The following is a 17,272-nucleotide window of genomic DNA, read 5'->3' on the forward strand; positions in this document are numbered from 1 at the left end:
GAATTATGAAACTCACATTTGGAATTTTAATTATTACCATTCTTTGCTCCTTCCTTAACTTTCAAGAGAGTTTTTTAGCAAAGATTACTATAGGAAAGTATTCCTATTCAATATGCAAAAAAAATGCTTATCTACATGATGATCGGTTGAATGCGGAATACTTTGTTGTATATAAAGCAAGGACACAAAAAAGACTTTGTAGTGCGTTCTTGAAGGCGATCCGTAGTGATTCAGTGTTTGTTAGCGGAGATTACAAGGTTTATAGAGATAGAATTGAATTTATAGAACATTATTACTACAATAAAGAGTCAAACTCAACAGATTCTATAAAAAATGTATTCTATCCTAATAAAGCTGGAAACTTGATTCTTAAACAATCAATAACGTTTAAGGGTAAACAGAAAATCAAGAAGAACTATTAATAGTTATTGATCATTAAGATAATGTCAATCAGGGGAGAGATATCCGACTTGATTAAAAGATCTCAGTGCAATAAATAGCGGCAGGTGAATCAGCGGGAAATCGCCTTTCGGCTAGGCCAATAACAAATACTATATTAAATAGGTTAGATGCGGATGGAGCGGATTTAAATGATCCTAATTGGATGGCTGCCTGCCTCAATACATGGTAAAGGTTATTTGCCAAATTCTCCGACATTTTATCGGTTTTAATATAAGATAGTTATGAGAATGGCGCACGAAAATTGAACCATTCATCAACCAACTCTGATATGGAGACCGGCGGGAACATAAAGGCCTTGATTCAGTTCGTTGCCCTGATTTTAAGAAATAGGTATTGTCTTAATGTTAAAGAACAAATAGCTCTTCATTTTAACCATATTTAAAGTTTGAGTTTAATCCGTCCGGCGGCTTCAATTTTCATCTTGTCTTTTACTTTAGCATAGATCTGTGTGGTCTTTAAGCTTCGATGCCCCAGCATTTTTGAAACGGTATAGATTTCAGTACCTAATTCCAGTTGAAGTGTAGCGAAGGTGTGTCTAAAACTGTGAAAGGTGATGTTCTTTGAGATGCCCGCGTCTTTTATCCATTTCTCGAAACAGTATCGCATACTGGAATAGGTAAGCTCCTTAAAAACTTTTTGATGAGGTTCTCCTCTTTCTCCAAGCAATTCCATTGCCTGATCTGATATAGGTAATATCTCTGCGCCTTCTGTTTTTTCCTGTACGAATTGTAGTTTATATTTTCCGGGAACGCCGCGCACTTCCTCCCATGTCAGGCCATGTACATCAGAGAAACGCAGTCCGGTAAGCCCTGCGAAAATCGCGGCCTTTTTGACCACATCCGGCTTTGCGGGGGTGTTGGCTAATGCTTGCAGCTCTTCCAGCTCTAGTATTTCTCTATGTGTTTCTTTCGGGTTGATTGGGTCCACTGTATTGCAAATATCCTCCGTTAATAGTTTTTGTTTGTGCGCACGCCTCAAAACGGTCCTCAACTTTGCGAAATAGTTTGATGCGGTATTGTAGCTGATCGCTCTGCCCCGTCGGCCGAGCCCCGGCCGTCCGAGCAGATAGCTTCTGTAATCGCTGATCAGGAATTGATCAACGTCAAAGAAGTTGACATCCTTGCCGGCGAATTCGGTGAAATAACGTAATGACATGCTTAAATTGTCATTCGGAAGGCTTCCTTTTGACCTAATATAATCGTTATAATAGCTGATGAAGCTCTGTTCCCTTGTCCTATCCGCAATAAAACCAAATTTGCGGTTTTGAATATCTAATTGTCGAGTGGCCCGTATATTTTCCACTAAGGAGTTGGTTTCTGTATTATGTTTACGTTGCCAAGCGTTCGCAGGCTTATCATAAACAAACAAGCCAAGGAACTCGTATCGCTGAGGTTTACCTGTTTGAGAATTTGTTAAAGGAGGAGAGAAGTCCAGGTAAATCGACTGACGATCTTTACTGATCTTTTTCTTTCTGATATGTACTTTAGGCATGATGACCTCCCGGATTAAATATGTTATCTAAATGGATTTTGAGCACATAGGTATACCAACCTACTTGATATTTAGGAATTTGATAGCGTTTTATGATGTCGCACAATGCTTTTTCAGAGATATTATATAGTTGCTGTGCTTCCCCCATATGACAGCAATCAGACAAATTTGAACTGTTAGGTTTCCGTTCATCCGGCATGTCGGGTAATGCAAACAAATTGTCTATATCAGCACGGTTAATCACCGTTTTCCTGACAGAAAGATTGGTCGCTTTTAAACGGCCCGACCGGATCATCGTGTATACGATCTTGTTCGATGTGCCTAATAATTTGGCTGCTGCCTTCACACTTAAGAACTCAAGCGAAGTCAGCTCCTGTAATTGATGACTAATTGCCTGTTTAACGGACTCCTGAGCAAGACCTATTTTTTCATTGCGCATCCGTTGCTTGTAATTTCTGCTATTGCATTTGGAGCTACAAAAGCGCGTAACAGTGGTTTTTGCAATGAAAACTTTTCCGCAATGCTCACATATTTTATTAACTGTGAAATTAGAACTCATATCAACTTTCTACTTTCTATTTCTCACTTGCCAATCCGATATCCCACTAATTGGCTCATTTTGCAATTCTTTGATTATTAAGGTGTAGTATATTTTTTCAGAAGGAAAAGATATACCGGTTAAGTCTCCCATAAGGGTGAATAAGCATCTATTAGACAACATAAGAGCCCGAAGAGACTTAATTCATCCAAATTTCAAATAAGCTCGAAAACAAATTTTTCAAGCACCATTTGAGTACCAAAATTGAGAAAAATAAGGGCAATTATCCAAGAATTTGGATAGGGTAAATTGATGTAAGTTACTAACAGTGAGTTGTTTAGTTGTCGTAAGTTGTCAAAAATTTGGAGTGTTTGCCGGGCTTATTTGCCGATCAGCGATTTGAGGAATATTTACGGGAACAATGCGGTTACAGCAATATAGAAGATTTCAATTTTGTTGTACATAAGCTTTGCTATCTTTCAGAAAAACGGGAAAATTTAGCATGGAATATGGAGGCGCAAACACGCATTCTCATGCAAATATTAGCTGATCCAAATGCAGAGAACTGGTTTCGTAAGCGTAGAAACACGATTAAGGAGATTGATAGTGCCATCAGACACAAAACTGTAAGTATTAACGCACTACAAAAAAGGATACAACAATCTACGGATGGCCAAGTTAATAAGCAACCCCCGACTGCGGATATTGATGTTGTAGATTTGACTGAAAAATCATTCGATCAATCCCGACTGGATGTACTACAGAAAAATATATTGGAACTCAATGGCAAACTAACTAATAAACGCCGTGAATTTTACGATTTTAAATTCAAGCATACAAATGCCGTTGTAGAAATCGATAAACTGAGAGATGATCTTTCAAAATTTGAACATGCTTTTTTCTTTGAGCAATTGAATAAGTTAGAATCTAACGAGGCAAAATTATCAGTTTATAAATTATTGCACTACAAATTATGTCCTGCATGTGGTAATCAATCGGAAGATTTATATAACAGGGCAGTTAATTTTATTAAAGAAGACCGGTGCCCCATCTGCGGAACAGAACAGGTTCTTGAATCTGGATCATTAAAACCTGGCACCGAAGCAGAGTTATCCGAGAAACTCAAATTGAAAATTGACTTAGAAAAAGAAATTATTTCTATTGAAAATGATATAAATAATTTTGAAGAGTCGCTAAGAGTATACAACCAAGAAATTAACGAACATATTCTTACTAGACGTTCATCGGTAGTGTATATTGAAAAAGCTGCCGATGCCAATGAGGTTGAAAGCGCGCCTCTGGAAAAATTGCAGGCAGCCTACAATGCTTTAGTCACTGACAGAAACGAACTTCAAATCCAGTTCGACGTGTAACCCTCCCTTAGTTCGGACCGGTATTTTATAGAATTATTTAATTCAAAAATATAATTATCATTGTTGTAACTGTGGAGATGTTGGAAACTCGCCAGAGTTTTCAATATCCCCACAGTTTAGCCGTTTATACAGGTCAGGCGTTATCCCTCCCAATGCTTCATGAGGCCTGCTGTAGTTATAATCATCCATCCATTCATCAGCCAGTACCTGTACCTGTTGGATATCTTCAAATAAGTAAGCGTCCAGAATATTCTCCCGGAAGGTTCTATTGAACCGCTCGATATAGCCGTTCTGCATGGGTTTGCCAGGCTGCGTGAATTGTACTGTAATGCCTTTGCTTTTACACCAATCCTTAAACTCTTTACTGTTAAACTCCGGCCCGTTATCTACCCGGATACAGTTTGGTTTACCTTGTTCATGAATCGTTCGCTCCAATATCTGAGTTACCCGAACGGCTGGCATGGTATAAGCAGCTTCTACGGCAATAGCTTCCCGATTATAGTCATCAATAATGTTCAGCGTTCGGAACCTTCTTCTGTTCATCAGAACATCACACATGAAGTCCATCGACCAGGTATCTCCAGCTTGCTCAGGCACGATCAGTGGGACCTTGACTCTTGCCGGCACACGCCTGCGGACCTTGCGGCGTTTATTCATACCCAGCAGCAGGTAAACACGTCTTACACGCTTGTAGTTCCATAGCAACCCTTGATGCCGAATCCTGCTGTAATATAGATCCTGACCTTCGGTTGGATGACGTTCAGATAACTCAATTAGCTTATCAATAGTCTCTGAATCATCCCGGACATTCTTATAGTAATACATGGATTTGGGCAGCTTTACTACCCGGCAAGCCCTGCTAATGCTTACGCTGTAAACTTCCAGTAAGTAAGCAACCATGTCTTTGCGCTGGCAGGGCTTTAGAACTTTTTTGAAAGAACGTCCTTCAGCATCTTATTGTCCAGAGCCAGTTCTGCATACATATGCTTAAGCTTGCGGTTCTCTTCTTCAAGCTCTTTCAATCGTTTCAGTTCTTGGCTATCCATGCCGGCATACTTCTTTCGCCAATTATAAAAGGTTGATTTGTGGATGCCCAGTTCCCGGCAGATGTCGTTTAGCTCACGGCCTCCTTCATATTCTTTGATGGCTTTGACAATCTGTGCTTCGGTAATAATAGAGTTCTTCATTGTTGACTGTTTAAAGTTAAGACTTTTCGTCCTTTAAGCAGTCCGACTTTTAGGAGGGGTTACAAAGATTTTCCATAGATAAATGATTTGATTCAAGACAAAATTAGCGCCCGGTCTCACCCTTGCCGGGGAATTAAGGGGTCGATTTTAAATTAATCTTCTGAGTGGAAAAAATGCCCGCTATTCATGACGCACGTCTCAATGTCAACGCAAAAACTAATGCAAACTAAAGCAGTATTCCCTCCAGGAACCCTGCTCAAATTATTAACTGATTCATTAGTCCAATCCCCTTGGGGAAAAGCTCATTTGGTGGCTAAAATAATGGGGCCTACTATAACGGCCTATTACTGCAAATTGTAAGTATTCCGGATGAGCAAAAAAGATACCGACGCGGGTTCTTCATCTATGCAGTCCATCAAATTTTGGTCTACCCCTACTGCATTTACTGTTTATTAACGATCAATCTGAGTTTGGCGACCAATTCTCCTATGCTCCCTTGTGTTTTATTTCGAAAGGCCCGATCCGTATACAAGGTCGCACAATATTTACTTGATGACTTCAAATGATGCCATTCAGCCCATAATTCATCGTAACGTTTGAGCGCCGATCTGAGTACTTCGGTATCTTTTTCGCCATTCTTTGCATTTTGGAGCATCATGATCCACATTTGTTCGATCAGTTCGTATTTAATGCGGCCATAGGTACAGGAAACTTCCAGCGCCTCCTGCCGGTCTTTGTTAATTAAATGGAGCTGTTTCGATATCGCTTCAATGCTGCGCCAAATAGCAGAAGCTTCTGCCTTTTCAGCAAGTACCTCCTTTTCTTTATTCGCAGCGATAACTTCTCTAATGACCGTGCGATTGTCACTCACGGTAAAATATTGATCCCTGGTCCACCAAACTGAGTTTGACACATAGCTGTTTAATTGACCTTTCCTTACGCCTTCAACGCTTTGTAAACATAATTGCCTGAACAGGTCCGCTTGATAGCCTGATAAACCCAATTTTGCTACAAACCTGTAAAACAAGGTATCTTCGGACAGTTCCGGGTGCTGCCCCCATTGGGAAACGACATAAGTATTGAGGTCGGTCCACAGCTCATCCTTGATATAGGGGCCATCCCAACCGCCCCCGTTTGACCAGGTCATCACACCTTTTAAAAGACCTTTGTTCAATATATCTTTTATGCCGCGTGGATTAGCCGGATCGTTCAGCTTCCCGGTAAATTCATGCCTGCCATAGGCGATCTCGTATTTCGTTTCCGGCCAGCCGTCGATTACACCTTTGGCTGTATAATAGGGATGGGCGCCTTTACCATAAGCTTCCATCCTTGATTGCGCTTCCACCAATTGATAATGTTTGCCGATGCCTATGGTGGGGTTAAAAGGGGTCATTCGATGGAAATCATCCTGTTGATATTTGATCACAAATATCAGGTTGGGGTGCGGTTCAACTCTGTTGGTTACTGCCAGATAATATTCGGGGTTATTGTGAAAGTTATAGCCAAAGTCCCAAGTCCGAAAGAAAAGCTTTTTATTCCTTTTCACACAAACCTCATCCCGCAATATATTGATCATAGTGACTTGGTCTTCCATCCCTTCCTTACCATCCCGGATAGGTCCGCCCCCCACATGATAAGGAGCATCCTGAAGATAGGTTTCACCGAAACGCAATGTCAGTCCATCCAACTGAGGAAACCGGTCAAAAATCCCGGCAATTTGCGCGCGCAGTAAATCCTGCGTGCGCTTACTTTGCATATTAGGCTTTTTTGATCGTGCGTCCATTCCGCCGGTTCCGGCTACTTTACCGGTACCCGTCAGTTCAGCCGCATATTTTTCCCATACCGATTGTGGAAATACAATAAAATCGGTAAAAGGATAAACAGCCATTCCGGCTTTTTTGCACTCAGCCAGTTTTTTGTCGATCTCAGCCGCCTTATTTAATATCCAGTTTCTTTCCTTGGTATTCTGCGGTACGATGTCTTTTTCAAAATTGTCATAGGTGATGGCACAATTAACAAACCAATGTGTCACCATCCCATTGAAGCCCTGCGATTTCATATAGACGGGGTCATTGTATTTGGTGTCATACGGCGCTTCCCCCGGATTGTTATGTACCATGTCCAAAATGTATGGCAAGGGAGTGCTATTTGACTGAGCAAATGCCTGCCCGCAAAATGCGGACAGGCAGAAATGCAGGGATAGGCAGGCTAAAGTTATCTTAAAGTTCATGTTTAATAACCGGGGTTTTGGGTCAAAACAGCGTCCTTGTTGCTTTCGATCTCGCTTTGCGGGATAGGCCACAGATTGCTGGTGGGTTTAACATTCGCTGCGACCGGGTTATGGGCCACGTTAACGGTACGATCGTAAACCAAACCCAAACGGGCAAGCGTTAGCCTCCTCTTTTCTTCTATACCTAATTCGCGCATCCGCTCATCAAGGATATAATTGATATCCACATTAGCCGGCAAAACCGGTGAAGCGTTTGCCCTGGCGCGCACGATATTAATATCAGCTGCGGCATTGCCAGGGTCATTTGCACCTAAATAAGCCTCAGCACGGATCAGGTAGGTTTCGGCTAACCTGCACATATACTGATCGGCATAGGTTCCGCCGGCCGCGGAGCTCAAGAGACCTGTGGTAGCATTGAGGTACAAGGCTGACGGATGGTGACCTGGTGTAGTGCATTTGGATTGATAGGCGTAAAAGACCCGGCTCGGTACGGTCACACCGGCAGGAGGGTTTTCGGTCGAAATGGTCTGACCAAAAAATGCCGGCTGATTGGGATCATTATAAGTGAACTGCCGCACAAAATTGTATTTTGAATTGCGCATATCATTGTTAAAGTCGCTCTGCCAGATGGTGTTCGTAAAATACTTCGTGGAAATTGCCCATCCTATACCGCGTCCCCCGGTGTAATCGGATACCGGCCATAGAAAAGGTTTTTTTCCACCTGCCAAAGTCACATCCCGTGTGAGCGGCGCACATTGCCGTTCTAACTGATAAGAACCGGCGATAGCGGTAGCTGAGGAAGATCCCCCGGGAACATCGTTTTCAAACTGGATGACCCATAATGCCTCTCGGTTGCCCGCACTCCGGTTTTGGTTTTTTGGCCGGAAGAGATCCCAGTACACGTCACCCGGATCGGTGCTTTGCGAACCAAAGCGTGAGTTCATCAGGGCCATATTGGCATTGCCGATTACCGCCGTCGCGGCTGTGATTGCATTGGTATATTGCTTGGCGGCCAAATAAACTTCTGCAAGAAAATGATAGGCGACAAGATTCGAGACCTGACCGTCCTTCACCGTATTGATAGCCGGTAGGCTAGTCGAGGCAAAAGCTAGATCACTGATGGCCTGGGCATATACCTCGGTCTGGCTGGCGCGGGTATAATTCGTTTTAGGGGAGGTTACTTCTTGTAACACGAGCGGCACGCCCCCGTATAAGTAAGCCAGCGTACGATAGGCAAATCCTCTGAAAAACCTGGCATTGGCCTGTATAAAGGCCAAATCGGCCCCAGTCACGGAAGATGTAGGCAGTCTGCTTAAAATGGTATTCGATTCCGAAATGATTTTATATAGTCTCGTCCAGTGGGACGTTAAATAACTATTGCTGGGATTGGTTGAAACAGCGTAATCATTGAAACGTTGCGGGCCGCTTGGCTGCCCATCGTATACCAAGTCCAATCCGTAGATGTAATCGAACGGGCTCTGTTCATCCGAGCTATAGAACTCTGTGCGAACGGCAGCATATAGATTATAGATCGAAGCGTTGAAATCCTGCGCCGTTTTGAAAGAGTTGACGGTACTGGCAAAATCTAAAGGCACTTCATCTAAATAACTTTTTTTACATGAAACTGTACAAAATATTAGCGTACAGACCAAAAACTTATGGATGTTTCTCATCTTTTTTTAATTATAATGTAACATTTAAACCTATTGCATACGCTTTAATCACGGGCGCTGCTCCGTAAGCCAGTCCTTGTATCGATTCCGGGTCCCAGCCTGTCCATTTCGTCCAGGTTGCCAGGTTTTTACCACTGATATACAACCGAAGGTTTTTAAGCCCCAATTTAGTCGTCAGCTTGGTGCTGAAATCATAGCTCAAAGAAACTTCCTGCAGCCTTATGAAACTCCGGTTCTGATAAAGGCCGGGGTCTGTTGCTGGTACGCTGCCTGTTACTCTATACGTGGCTCCGGGATTTCGCGGAGACCAATAGTCTGTACCTGAGAACCAGTTGTTCCTGATCGCGTTATCGCCTTGCTGTATACCCAGATCTGACCAGGGGTTATTATAGCCTAAATAACCATTGTTACCTCCTTGTACCGAATTGATAAAAGCGAACAGTGATAGCTGTTTATAAGAAAAAGTGTTGCCGACGCTGAAACGGTAAGCCGGCTCTGTATGACCCAAGATTACCCGGTCATCCGAGGTGATCTTACCATCACCATTTTGGTCAACGACTTTGTTACCGCCAACATAAAAACCAGCAATCGGAGTTTCTCCGATTTGCCACATTCCATTGGTCTGGTAATTGTAAATTGCGCCCAAGGGCTGTCCGATAAACAAGTTACTGGTAACCAGGTCACCCGACCCTGTCAAAGCAACAACCTTATTTTTGTTGCTGGCGAAATTGATCGTGCTCTTCCACTGAAAATCTTTGAGGCGTACGTTAACTGTATTTAAAGTGATTTCCGTGCCAGTATTATTTAACTTGCCGACGTTGGTGTTGATAGATCCGAAACCGGTGATTGTTGGGATCTTGACATTGAACAATAAGTCGTTCGTATTTGTATTGTACCAGTCAACGGTACCGCTGATCCGGCCTTTCAGAAAACTGAAGTCAACGCCCACGTTGATACCCGTTGTGGTTTCCCAGGACAGGTCGCTGTTGGATAATGAAGTCACCTGTTGTCCGAACAATGTTGCACCATTATCTCCGAATACGTAAGCCGCGCCCTGTGACACGGTTGCCAAAGAAGCATAGCGGTTCGTCAGGTTTCCGTTTGAACCGTAGCCGGCACGGAGCTTTAAGTCGTCCACCCATGTCAGTTTAAAAAATGACTCGTTGCTGGCGACCCATGCAGCCGCAACTGAGGGGAAAAGACCAAACTTTTTGTTTGCCGCGAATCCTGAATAGCCATCACGTCTGATCGTCGCGGTCAGGAGATATTTACTTTTATAACCGTAATTCAAGCGCCCCGTTTGGTAATTGTATTCATCGCTATAAGCATTGGATGTATTTTTCAGGATCAGTCCCTGCTGAATACTGTTGTAGCCCAACGCTATATTATTGTAACCTGTACCTGTTGCGTTTGTACTTTGGAATTCCAGTTGCCTTGCCCCATAAACCAGGGTAAGATCGATCTTGTGCACCTGGTTAAATGTCCGGTTATAGTTCAGGATATTGTCAATACTGTAATCATAGGTATCATCGTTAGACTTACCTACGGCGCCCGTAAAATTCGCGGAATATTGGTTGGCGGTATAACGCTGGTTCCAGTAGTAATTATTACCAAAGTTGACCCGGTAGCTCAATCCATCAACACCCGGTATATTCAAGATGCCGTAAAAGTTGCCGGAAATCGTATTCCGATGATCAAAATCATTTCCGTAAGTACCCAAAAACGGGTTGTTTATCGACCCGTTGGGCGTAAGATTAATTGATCCTGACGAAGAGAAAGGCGTATTCAGCGGACTGTAAAGTTGAATGCTCCGCAGATCCGGAGAAGTCCCGGAATAATCATTCAATGTTGCGAAAGTTTGTGTACCGATGCTAAGCCAGTTAAATACCTTAGTTTCAAGATTCACCCGAACGGATTTCCTGATGAACTGGTCGTTGATGACAAAGCCCGTCTGCTTGGTATATCCCCCCGAAACATAAAAGTTTGTTTTGTCTGTAGCGTTGCTTACGCTCAATTGATTGTCAAAAATGAACCCGGGCTGGGTAGCCGCGCCGTACCAATCGAAATCAGTCCCGTCATCATATCCTGCAACTTGGGTAGCGTCTAGCTTAGACCTCACATTAAAAGCGGGGTTAGGTGTCAGGTAATCCGGTGCCAGGTAGGCCTGTTGCCAGAGAATATCTTTTACTTTTTGAATGAACTCGTTTCTGTCAAGCGGATGGAGGACTTGCGCCGGGTTTTGGCTGGCATAGGAAGTGGAGAAATTGATAACAGGTTTGTCACCTTTCTTGCCTTTTTTGGAGGTGATCAGCATGACGCCGTTGGCGGCCGATGCGCCGTATATCGCTTTACTGCTTGCATCCTTAAGGATATCAATGGAGGCAATATCGTTTGGGTTAAGGCGCGAAAGATCGCCCGCATAAACAATTCCATCCAAAACGATCAATACGCCGGTAGAACCGGATATCGTAGACTGGCCGCGAACCTGAATACTCGGGGTCTGTCCCGCAGAAGTGACCTGGCCGATATTTAAACCGGGGACGGCTCCCTGTAATAACTGAAGGACGTTCACATCCGGGGATTGCCGGAAGGAGTCCAGATCCGCCCGCACCACCGACCCCGTGATGTCGGATTTCTTTTGGGTACCATAACCAACGACCAATACCTCGGACAGGTTATGTTGATTTTCCTTCATAACTACGTTGATTATCGTGGTATTGCCGACCACTCGTTCTTCATTATCGTAACCAATAAAACTAAAAACGAGTACCGATTCAGCATTCGGCACGCTAATGGAAAAAACACCGTTGCTATTTGTAGAAACTGCGGTGGTTGTCCCTTTGATCTTAATCGTGACGCCCGGTAGCGGTTCCCCTTTTTTTTCATCTACAACTTTCCCTGTGACCATAATTTGCGGCGCTGTATTTATCTGACCGGTCTGACTTGCGGTGATATTCAGGTTCCTGATGACGATCACATCGCCAGAGGCTTCGTAAGTTAGCTTCAATGGTGTCAGTATTTGGTCTAAAATTTCAGACAGCGGCCGCATCTGCGTAAATACATTTATTTTTTGCTTCACGTCGACCAGCTGGGGACTGTATACAAAATTGATGTCATAATTTTTTTCCAGCTTACTCAAAACGACACCGAGTTCGGTCCCGGTTTCGTTAATGCTGATTTTTGTTTTGAGCACCGCTTGCGCTTTCCCATTTTTTGCAAGGCTGCTCCCAACGATTGATAAAACGATGGCTAACTGTAAAAATGTAATTCTCATAATTTTTACGAGTAAAGGTTTATATTTCATACTTTTGATTTGGGTTAATAATTATTTAATAACTCGACAAAGAAAGCCCGGTCACAACTTTTAAAGCTGTGTCAAAAATGGGTACGAATCATTATTGGGCTTGAAATTGGCCGGTAGTACGCTATACTGCCGGTTTTTTTATGAAGGATGCGTTTTTATTTTTCCATGTTATATAATTAAGGTTATGTTATTGGTTAGCGGCACTGTTTTCTTTGATCACGATAAGCCCGTCTGTAAAATCACATTGCGCGTTTATGGCCTTGGCAATCAATTTTACTTTTTCATCTAAAGGAAGATTCGATAAGGAGGCGGTTAATGTGGCATTGCCGAATCGCTGCTCATCATACGCAATGTTGACGTGATAGGCTTGTTCTAACTTACTGATGACGGTACTCAATGCGGCGTTTTTAAATGTAAACTCTTTAACCGCGACTTCTTTCGATAAAACGGATGGTGTTATGACAGAGTCTTTTTTAAATTGTGCTAGCGGACGCTGAAATGTGGCCTCCTGGTTGGGCACCAAAGTAACCGAATGGAACACCTGATTGGCCGCTTGCTTGCTGTTAAATACCAAAACCTTACCCGTATTGACCACCACCTTGAACTCATTGTCGTTTGTAAATGCACGTACGGTGAAGCTCGTGCCTAATACTTTGGTGACCATATTCTTGGCATAGACAAAAAAGGGCCTGAGATGATTTTTATGCACCTCAAAAAAAGCTTCTCCTTCGAGATACACTTCTCTTTTATCGCCGGTGAATGAAGCAGGGTAAGTGAGTTTCGAATTTGGTTTTAACACAGCGAGGCTACCATCACTCATACGTATAAGCCGTGACTGACCAGTGTTATTCAGGTATGACATGAGATGGCCAACTTCGGTCGGAGGAAGTTTACTTGCCGGCTTTCTGGATACCATCTTATTCAAGGCGATTCCGGCAATAATGAAAAACAGAATGCTTGCGGCTATTTTAAACCAATGCAAGCGGTCGTGCTTCCTCGGTGTTTTTTGCAGCGGAAAGAATTCCTCTTCGCTTCTTTGAACAAGAAAATCCGTACTGTTTTCCTCAACATATTCAATTATGGAATACACCTCGGCATCTGAGAGCTGCTGGTCTATGGGCTCGATAACGATCGACCGTGCAATTTTTTGGGCCTGTACAATGACTGGTTCGCGATCTGGATGCTTTGACCGCCATTCCTCCCAAAACAAGTCCAGTTCTTTTTCAGGTTTTAAGACCCATTTTATGAAAAATTCGTCACACAAAAAATCTTCGACATCGAAATTTTCGTAGTTTCCCATGAAATTGTTTAGTTGGTTTATATCTGTAATATTCCAAAGCGGTGGAAAATTACCCCCCAAAAAAGGGACAAATCAGAAATAAAATGTAAAAAGCTGTTTTACAGACCGATAAAAATCAATAGAAAGGATAAGAACTTGAAAGCAATAAGGAATATCCATTCCAGACGAAAATTCTTATAGGCTTTTTGCAACAGGTTGTGAACCGATTGTTTACTGATGTTCATGATCTGACAAATATTGTCGAAATCAAGATTTTCATAAAAACGCAGGTAAATAATTTCCCGCTGTCGGGATGGCAGGTGATTCAAAACAAGTTGAATCCGTGACGTCAAACTATCTTGATCACCCTCATTAATTATTTTGGACTCAATATTGAATTCCACCATAAAGTCGTAATCGTCGGATAACTGCTCGTTCCTGCGCCATTTCGATTGGTCTCTAAAAATTCTTAGCCGGACTGCTTTGAAAAGATACCACTTGACAGATGCCGTGGCGCTTATTCTTGATCTTCTGTTCCAAAGCTCCAAAAAGATCTCCTGGATACAATCTTTCAAAAAATCACGATCCTGGCAAATGCGGTAACCATAATTGAATAATGGCCGGGAATATTTGTTGATTAAGCAAGTATATGCACGCTGGTCTCCGTTACGGAAATTATCCCAAAGTTCACTATCCTGATCAGGATAGCTATCGTAATTTTCGGAGGGCATCATAAACCCAATTTATAATTAATCTTCGGCCTTGTCAAGCTTCAGAAGGTAAACTTAAAATAAGTTTTAATAAATGTCAAATATACGATTATTTAGATATAATTTAGTTTTGAATCGGGTAGGCGAAGGCGATTGCAATTAGGTTAACTTCGGACAAACCCTGTAGTTACTGACGCGCTGATAAAAGATAACATACTACCTTAAACCAATGAAAAATATACTGATCCTGATCGCCTTTATTCCGGCTCTGGCCTTTAGCCAGGGGTACAAAAAACATACCCTACAAAAGGATAAGCTTTTGATAACGCTTACTGAAGGGGTATTAAACATCACCCCATTAACGGATAAAGCTATCAGAATCCAATGGCAAAAAGAGTTGGCTGCAGAAAAAGAGGAGTTCGTACTTGTTAATAAGCGCCCCATACCGGTATTTAAGGTAACTGAAACGCCTGCTAAACTAAATTTGAGCACGAGGGATGTTATTGTGTCATTTGATAAGCAAACCTGCGCGCTTAGCTACAGTAACAGCGCGGGCAAGGTTTTCTTAAATGAAAAAGCAAATAGCCGAAGGCTGACGCCAGCCACAATTATGGACCTGCCTTGCTATGTGGCAGAGCAGGCCTTTGACTCGCCTAACGATGAGTCGTTATTCGGCTTAGGACAATTCCAGGACGGTCATTATAATTTACGGAACGTATCGCGCAAATTAATCCAGGTCAACAGCCAAATCGCCATCCCTTTTCTTTATTCCAGCAAAGGCTATGGCATTTTGTGGCATCAGTACGGTCTCACCTATTTCAACCCTGCCGACAACGCCATACCCTTAGTTAAAAAAGACACAAACGCGGTGCAGATACGCGATGTGGAAGTGACTACAACCGCAGGGACACAACGGGTATCTCAGCAACAGTCGCTTTATAGCGGCAATTTTAAATTAGACAAGGCCGGCGATTATACTTTTATGCTGGATCTTGATAATATGGACAACCGGCATCTGCTTGTTATTGACGGCATAGCACAAATAGATCAGTCTAACCTATGGCTGCCGCCTGCTGTCAGTAAAATTGTACATCTGGCGGCCGGTGAACATACAGTACAGGTATTGTGCAAATCCGCTAATAAACCAGAGTTAACCTGGAAGATAGCATCGGATGAAAGCGTATTCCGCTCACCTAACGCTAAATCACTTGATTATGTGGTGTTTTATGGCAAAAATGCGGACGAGGTGATTGCTGGTTATCGTGGCTTATCAGGCAATGTACCTATGCTGCCCTTATGGGCTTACGGATTTTGGCAGTGCCGCGAACGTTATACATCAGGAACCCACCTGATCGAAACGATCAAAGAGTTCAGAAAAAGAAAATTGCCCGTGGATGTTATCGTACAGGACTGGCAATACTGGGGAAAATATGGCTGGGGCGTGCCTAAATTTGATGAAACCAATTACCCAAACCCGGATCAGTTTATAAAAGGGCTCCACGATTTGAATGCCCATTTTTCGGTTTCTGTATGGGAAAACCTGGACAAGAAATCGGATGTGGCCAAACCCTACCTGGAAAAGAATCTGTACCTGGCTAACAGCCCATGGATAGATATTTTTAATCCGGAAACACAACGCACCCATTGGAATGCATTAAACACAAATCTTTTTAGTAAAGGAGTAGACTCCTGGTGGATGGATGCTACAGAGCCGGAAAATGATGCTTTAGCTGGTAAGCAAACCTATTTTGGGCCGGGTGACTTTTACAGGCTTACTTATCCGCTATTTGTAAGTAAAGCGGTTTATGATGGGCAGCGGACAACTGATCCTAATAAAAGAGTAACTATTTTAACCCGTTCGGCATTTCCGGGGCAACAGCGTTATGGAACCATTAATTGGTCGGGCGATATTGGCTCAAACTGGGATGTATTAAAAAGACAAATTGTAGCAGGCCTTAATTACAATTTAACGGGGATGCCCTATTGGGCTACAGACATTGGTGGTTTTTTTCGCCCAGGCCGGGGACAGTATACCGATGAAAAATATCACGACTTGCTTACCCGCTGGTTTCAGTGGGGTGCTTTTTGCCCTATATTCCGTATCCATGGTTATCAAACCGAAACAGAGCCCTGGAAATATGGAGAAAGGGTTGAAGCTAATATGCGCAGCATGATGAACGTGAGATATCGCCTGATGCCTTATATTTATTCAGCAGCCTGGGATATTTCAAAAAATGGATCCACCCTGATGCGCCCTATGGTGATGGATTTTAGCACTGACGAAAAAGCTGTTCAACAGCCTTACCAATATATGTTTGGCAAAGAACTATTGATAGCCCCGGTTACCGAAGCGAATACCACCGAATGGGAAGTTTACCTGCCTAAAGGCGCCGGCTGGTACGACTATTGGACAGGAAAAAGGTATACAGGCGGGCAAACCATTAAAGCCGCCGCCACGCAGGATAAGATCCCGGTTTTAGTAAAAGCAGGGTCCATTATTCCGATGGCGAAAGAAATGCAGTATACCGGCGAAAAGCCTTTAGATACGTTGGAGATTCGGGTATATAAAGGAGACAATGGAACCTTTAATTTATACGAAGACGAGGGCGACAGTTATCATTATGAAAAAGGCAGCTACACTCTCATTCCATTTAGCTGGAATGAAAAGAACCAAACGCTCACCATTGGTGCAAGGCAAGGTACTTACCCCCGATATTTAAAAAGCCGGGTTTTCAATATCATTATGGTTAAAGAAAATAATGGTGTCGGTATTGCAGAAGGTAAGGCTTATAAAAGTGTTGTTTACACTGGTAAGGCGTTGAGGATAAAGTATAAAATTAATTAGTCTGGATAAAACAACACTGTTTTGTACCTGATTGACAACTTGGCAAATCTGATGATTTACCAAGTTATTTTAAGAGAATAAGATCCAGGGCTTGAGGCTATTTTCTTCTTATCCATCTGGTTTTGTTAAGCGGGTGACGATTGCGTCTAGGTAATATTGTTTGCCCATGTATGGCTGGTC

Annotated in this window: 10 protein-coding genes and 1 pseudogene; 3 read left to right on the forward strand and 8 right to left on the reverse strand. The window is 42.8% G+C overall.

Annotation, left to right across the window (positions count from 1 at the left end):
* Positions 1-5: 5 nt before the first annotated feature.
* Positions 6-422 carry a hypothetical protein gene (locus tag ABZR88_RS02605; RefSeq protein WP_107831658.1) on the forward strand — a complete coding sequence of 139 codons (417 nt, stop codon included), beginning with the start codon at positions 6-8 and terminating at the stop codon, positions 420-422.
* A gap of 418 nt (positions 423-840) precedes the next feature.
* On the opposite strand, the gene ABZR88_RS02610 is transcribed toward ABZR88_RS02605, so the two are convergent.
* Positions 841-1,953, reverse strand: a complete 1,113-nt coding sequence (locus tag ABZR88_RS02610) for a site-specific integrase (protein ID WP_107831660.1) — start codon at positions 1,951-1,953, stop codon at positions 841-843.
* Entirely contained in the window at positions 1,946-2,512 is a 567-nt protein-coding gene (locus ABZR88_RS02615; protein WP_107831662.1) for a helix-turn-helix domain-containing protein, read from the reverse strand. The genes ABZR88_RS02610 and ABZR88_RS02615 overlap by 8 nt, the downstream gene beginning before the upstream one ends.
* 350 nt (positions 2,513-2,862) lie before the next feature.
* Here ABZR88_RS02615 and ABZR88_RS02620 point away from each other — a divergent pair, with 350 nt between their 5' ends.
* Positions 2,863-3,864, forward strand: a complete 1,002-nt coding sequence (locus tag ABZR88_RS02620; protein ID WP_107831664.1) for a hypothetical protein — start codon at positions 2,863-2,865, stop codon at positions 3,862-3,864.
* A 57-nt stretch (positions 3,865-3,921) separates the two neighbouring features.
* Here the strand turns inward: ABZR88_RS02620 and ABZR88_RS02625 are convergent.
* The 6 genes and pseudogenes from ABZR88_RS02625 to ABZR88_RS02650 all read right to left on the reverse strand — a co-directional run bounded on the left by ABZR88_RS02625 (position 3,922) and on the right by ABZR88_RS02650 (position 14,271).
* Positions 3,922-5,051, reverse strand: a pseudogene (locus tag ABZR88_RS02625) (IS3 family transposase).
* 442 nt (positions 5,052-5,493) lie between these two features.
* Positions 5,494-7,281 carry a hypothetical protein gene (locus ABZR88_RS02630; protein WP_107831669.1) on the reverse strand — a complete coding sequence of 596 codons (1,788 nt, stop codon included), beginning with the start codon at positions 7,279-7,281 and terminating at the stop codon, positions 5,494-5,496.
* A gap of 2 nt (positions 7,282-7,283) precedes the next feature.
* On the reverse strand, positions 7,284-8,954 hold the full coding sequence (locus ABZR88_RS02635) for a RagB/SusD family nutrient uptake outer membrane protein (protein ID WP_107831671.1): 1,671 nt from the start codon (positions 8,952-8,954) through the stop codon (positions 7,284-7,286).
* Between the two features lie 10 nt (positions 8,955-8,964).
* On the reverse strand, positions 8,965-12,258 hold the full coding sequence (locus ABZR88_RS02640; RefSeq protein WP_245917123.1) for a TonB-dependent receptor: 3,294 nt from the start codon (positions 12,256-12,258) through the stop codon (positions 8,965-8,967).
* A gap of 187 nt (positions 12,259-12,445) precedes the next feature.
* Positions 12,446-13,558 carry a FecR family protein gene (locus ABZR88_RS02645; protein WP_146166620.1) on the reverse strand — a complete coding sequence of 371 codons (1,113 nt, stop codon included), beginning with the start codon at positions 13,556-13,558 and terminating at the stop codon, positions 12,446-12,448.
* Positions 13,559-13,656: 98 nt separating this feature from the next.
* Positions 13,657-14,271: an RNA polymerase sigma factor gene (locus ABZR88_RS02650; RefSeq protein ID WP_107831677.1), complete on the reverse strand. Its 615-nt coding sequence runs from the start codon at positions 14,269-14,271 to the stop codon at positions 13,657-13,659.
* A gap of 205 nt (positions 14,272-14,476) precedes the next feature.
* Between ABZR88_RS02650 and ABZR88_RS02655 the strand changes: the two genes are divergently transcribed.
* A complete protein-coding gene (locus ABZR88_RS02655) occupies positions 14,477-17,092 on the forward strand; it encodes a TIM-barrel domain-containing protein (protein ID WP_107831679.1) in 2,616 nt (871 codons plus the stop codon).
* Positions 17,093-17,272 lie beyond the last annotated feature (180 nt).

It is taken from the genome of Mucilaginibacter yixingensis, from assembly GCF_041080815.1.
In the GTDB taxonomy this organism is placed as follows: domain Bacteria; phylum Bacteroidota; class Bacteroidia; order Sphingobacteriales; family Sphingobacteriaceae; genus Mucilaginibacter; species Mucilaginibacter yixingensis.

What these genes read in the sequence shown, in the direction of transcription:
- ABZR88_RS02610 (WP_107831660.1), bottom strand. Translation starts at nt 1,953, where the DNA reads ATGCCTAAAGTACATATCAGAAAGAAAAAGATCAGTAAAGATCGTCAG.
- ABZR88_RS02605 (WP_107831658.1), top strand. Translation starts at nt 6, where the DNA reads ATGAAACTCACATTTGGAATTTTAATTATTACCATTCTTTGCTCCTTC.
- ABZR88_RS02635 (WP_107831671.1), bottom strand. Translation starts at nt 8,954, where the DNA reads ATGAGAAACATCCATAAGTTTTTGGTCTGTACGCTAATATTTTGTACA.
- ABZR88_RS02630 (WP_107831669.1), bottom strand. Translation starts at nt 7,281, where the DNA reads ATGAACTTTAAGATAACTTTAGCCTGCCTATCCCTGCATTTCTGCCTG.
- ABZR88_RS02640 (WP_245917123.1), bottom strand. Translation starts at nt 12,258, where the DNA reads ATGAAATATAAACCTTTACTCGTAAAAATTATGAGAATTACATTTTTA.
- ABZR88_RS02655 (WP_107831679.1), top strand. Translation starts at nt 14,477, where the DNA reads ATGAAAAATATACTGATCCTGATCGCCTTTATTCCGGCTCTGGCCTTT.
- ABZR88_RS02615 (WP_107831662.1), bottom strand. Translation starts at nt 2,512, where the DNA reads ATGAGTTCTAATTTCACAGTTAATAAAATATGTGAGCATTGCGGAAAA.
- ABZR88_RS02645 (WP_146166620.1), bottom strand. Translation starts at nt 13,558, where the DNA reads ATGGGAAACTACGAAAATTTCGATGTCGAAGATTTTTTGTGTGACGAA.
- ABZR88_RS02650 (WP_107831677.1), bottom strand. Translation starts at nt 14,271, where the DNA reads ATGATGCCCTCCGAAAATTACGATAGCTATCCTGATCAGGATAGTGAA.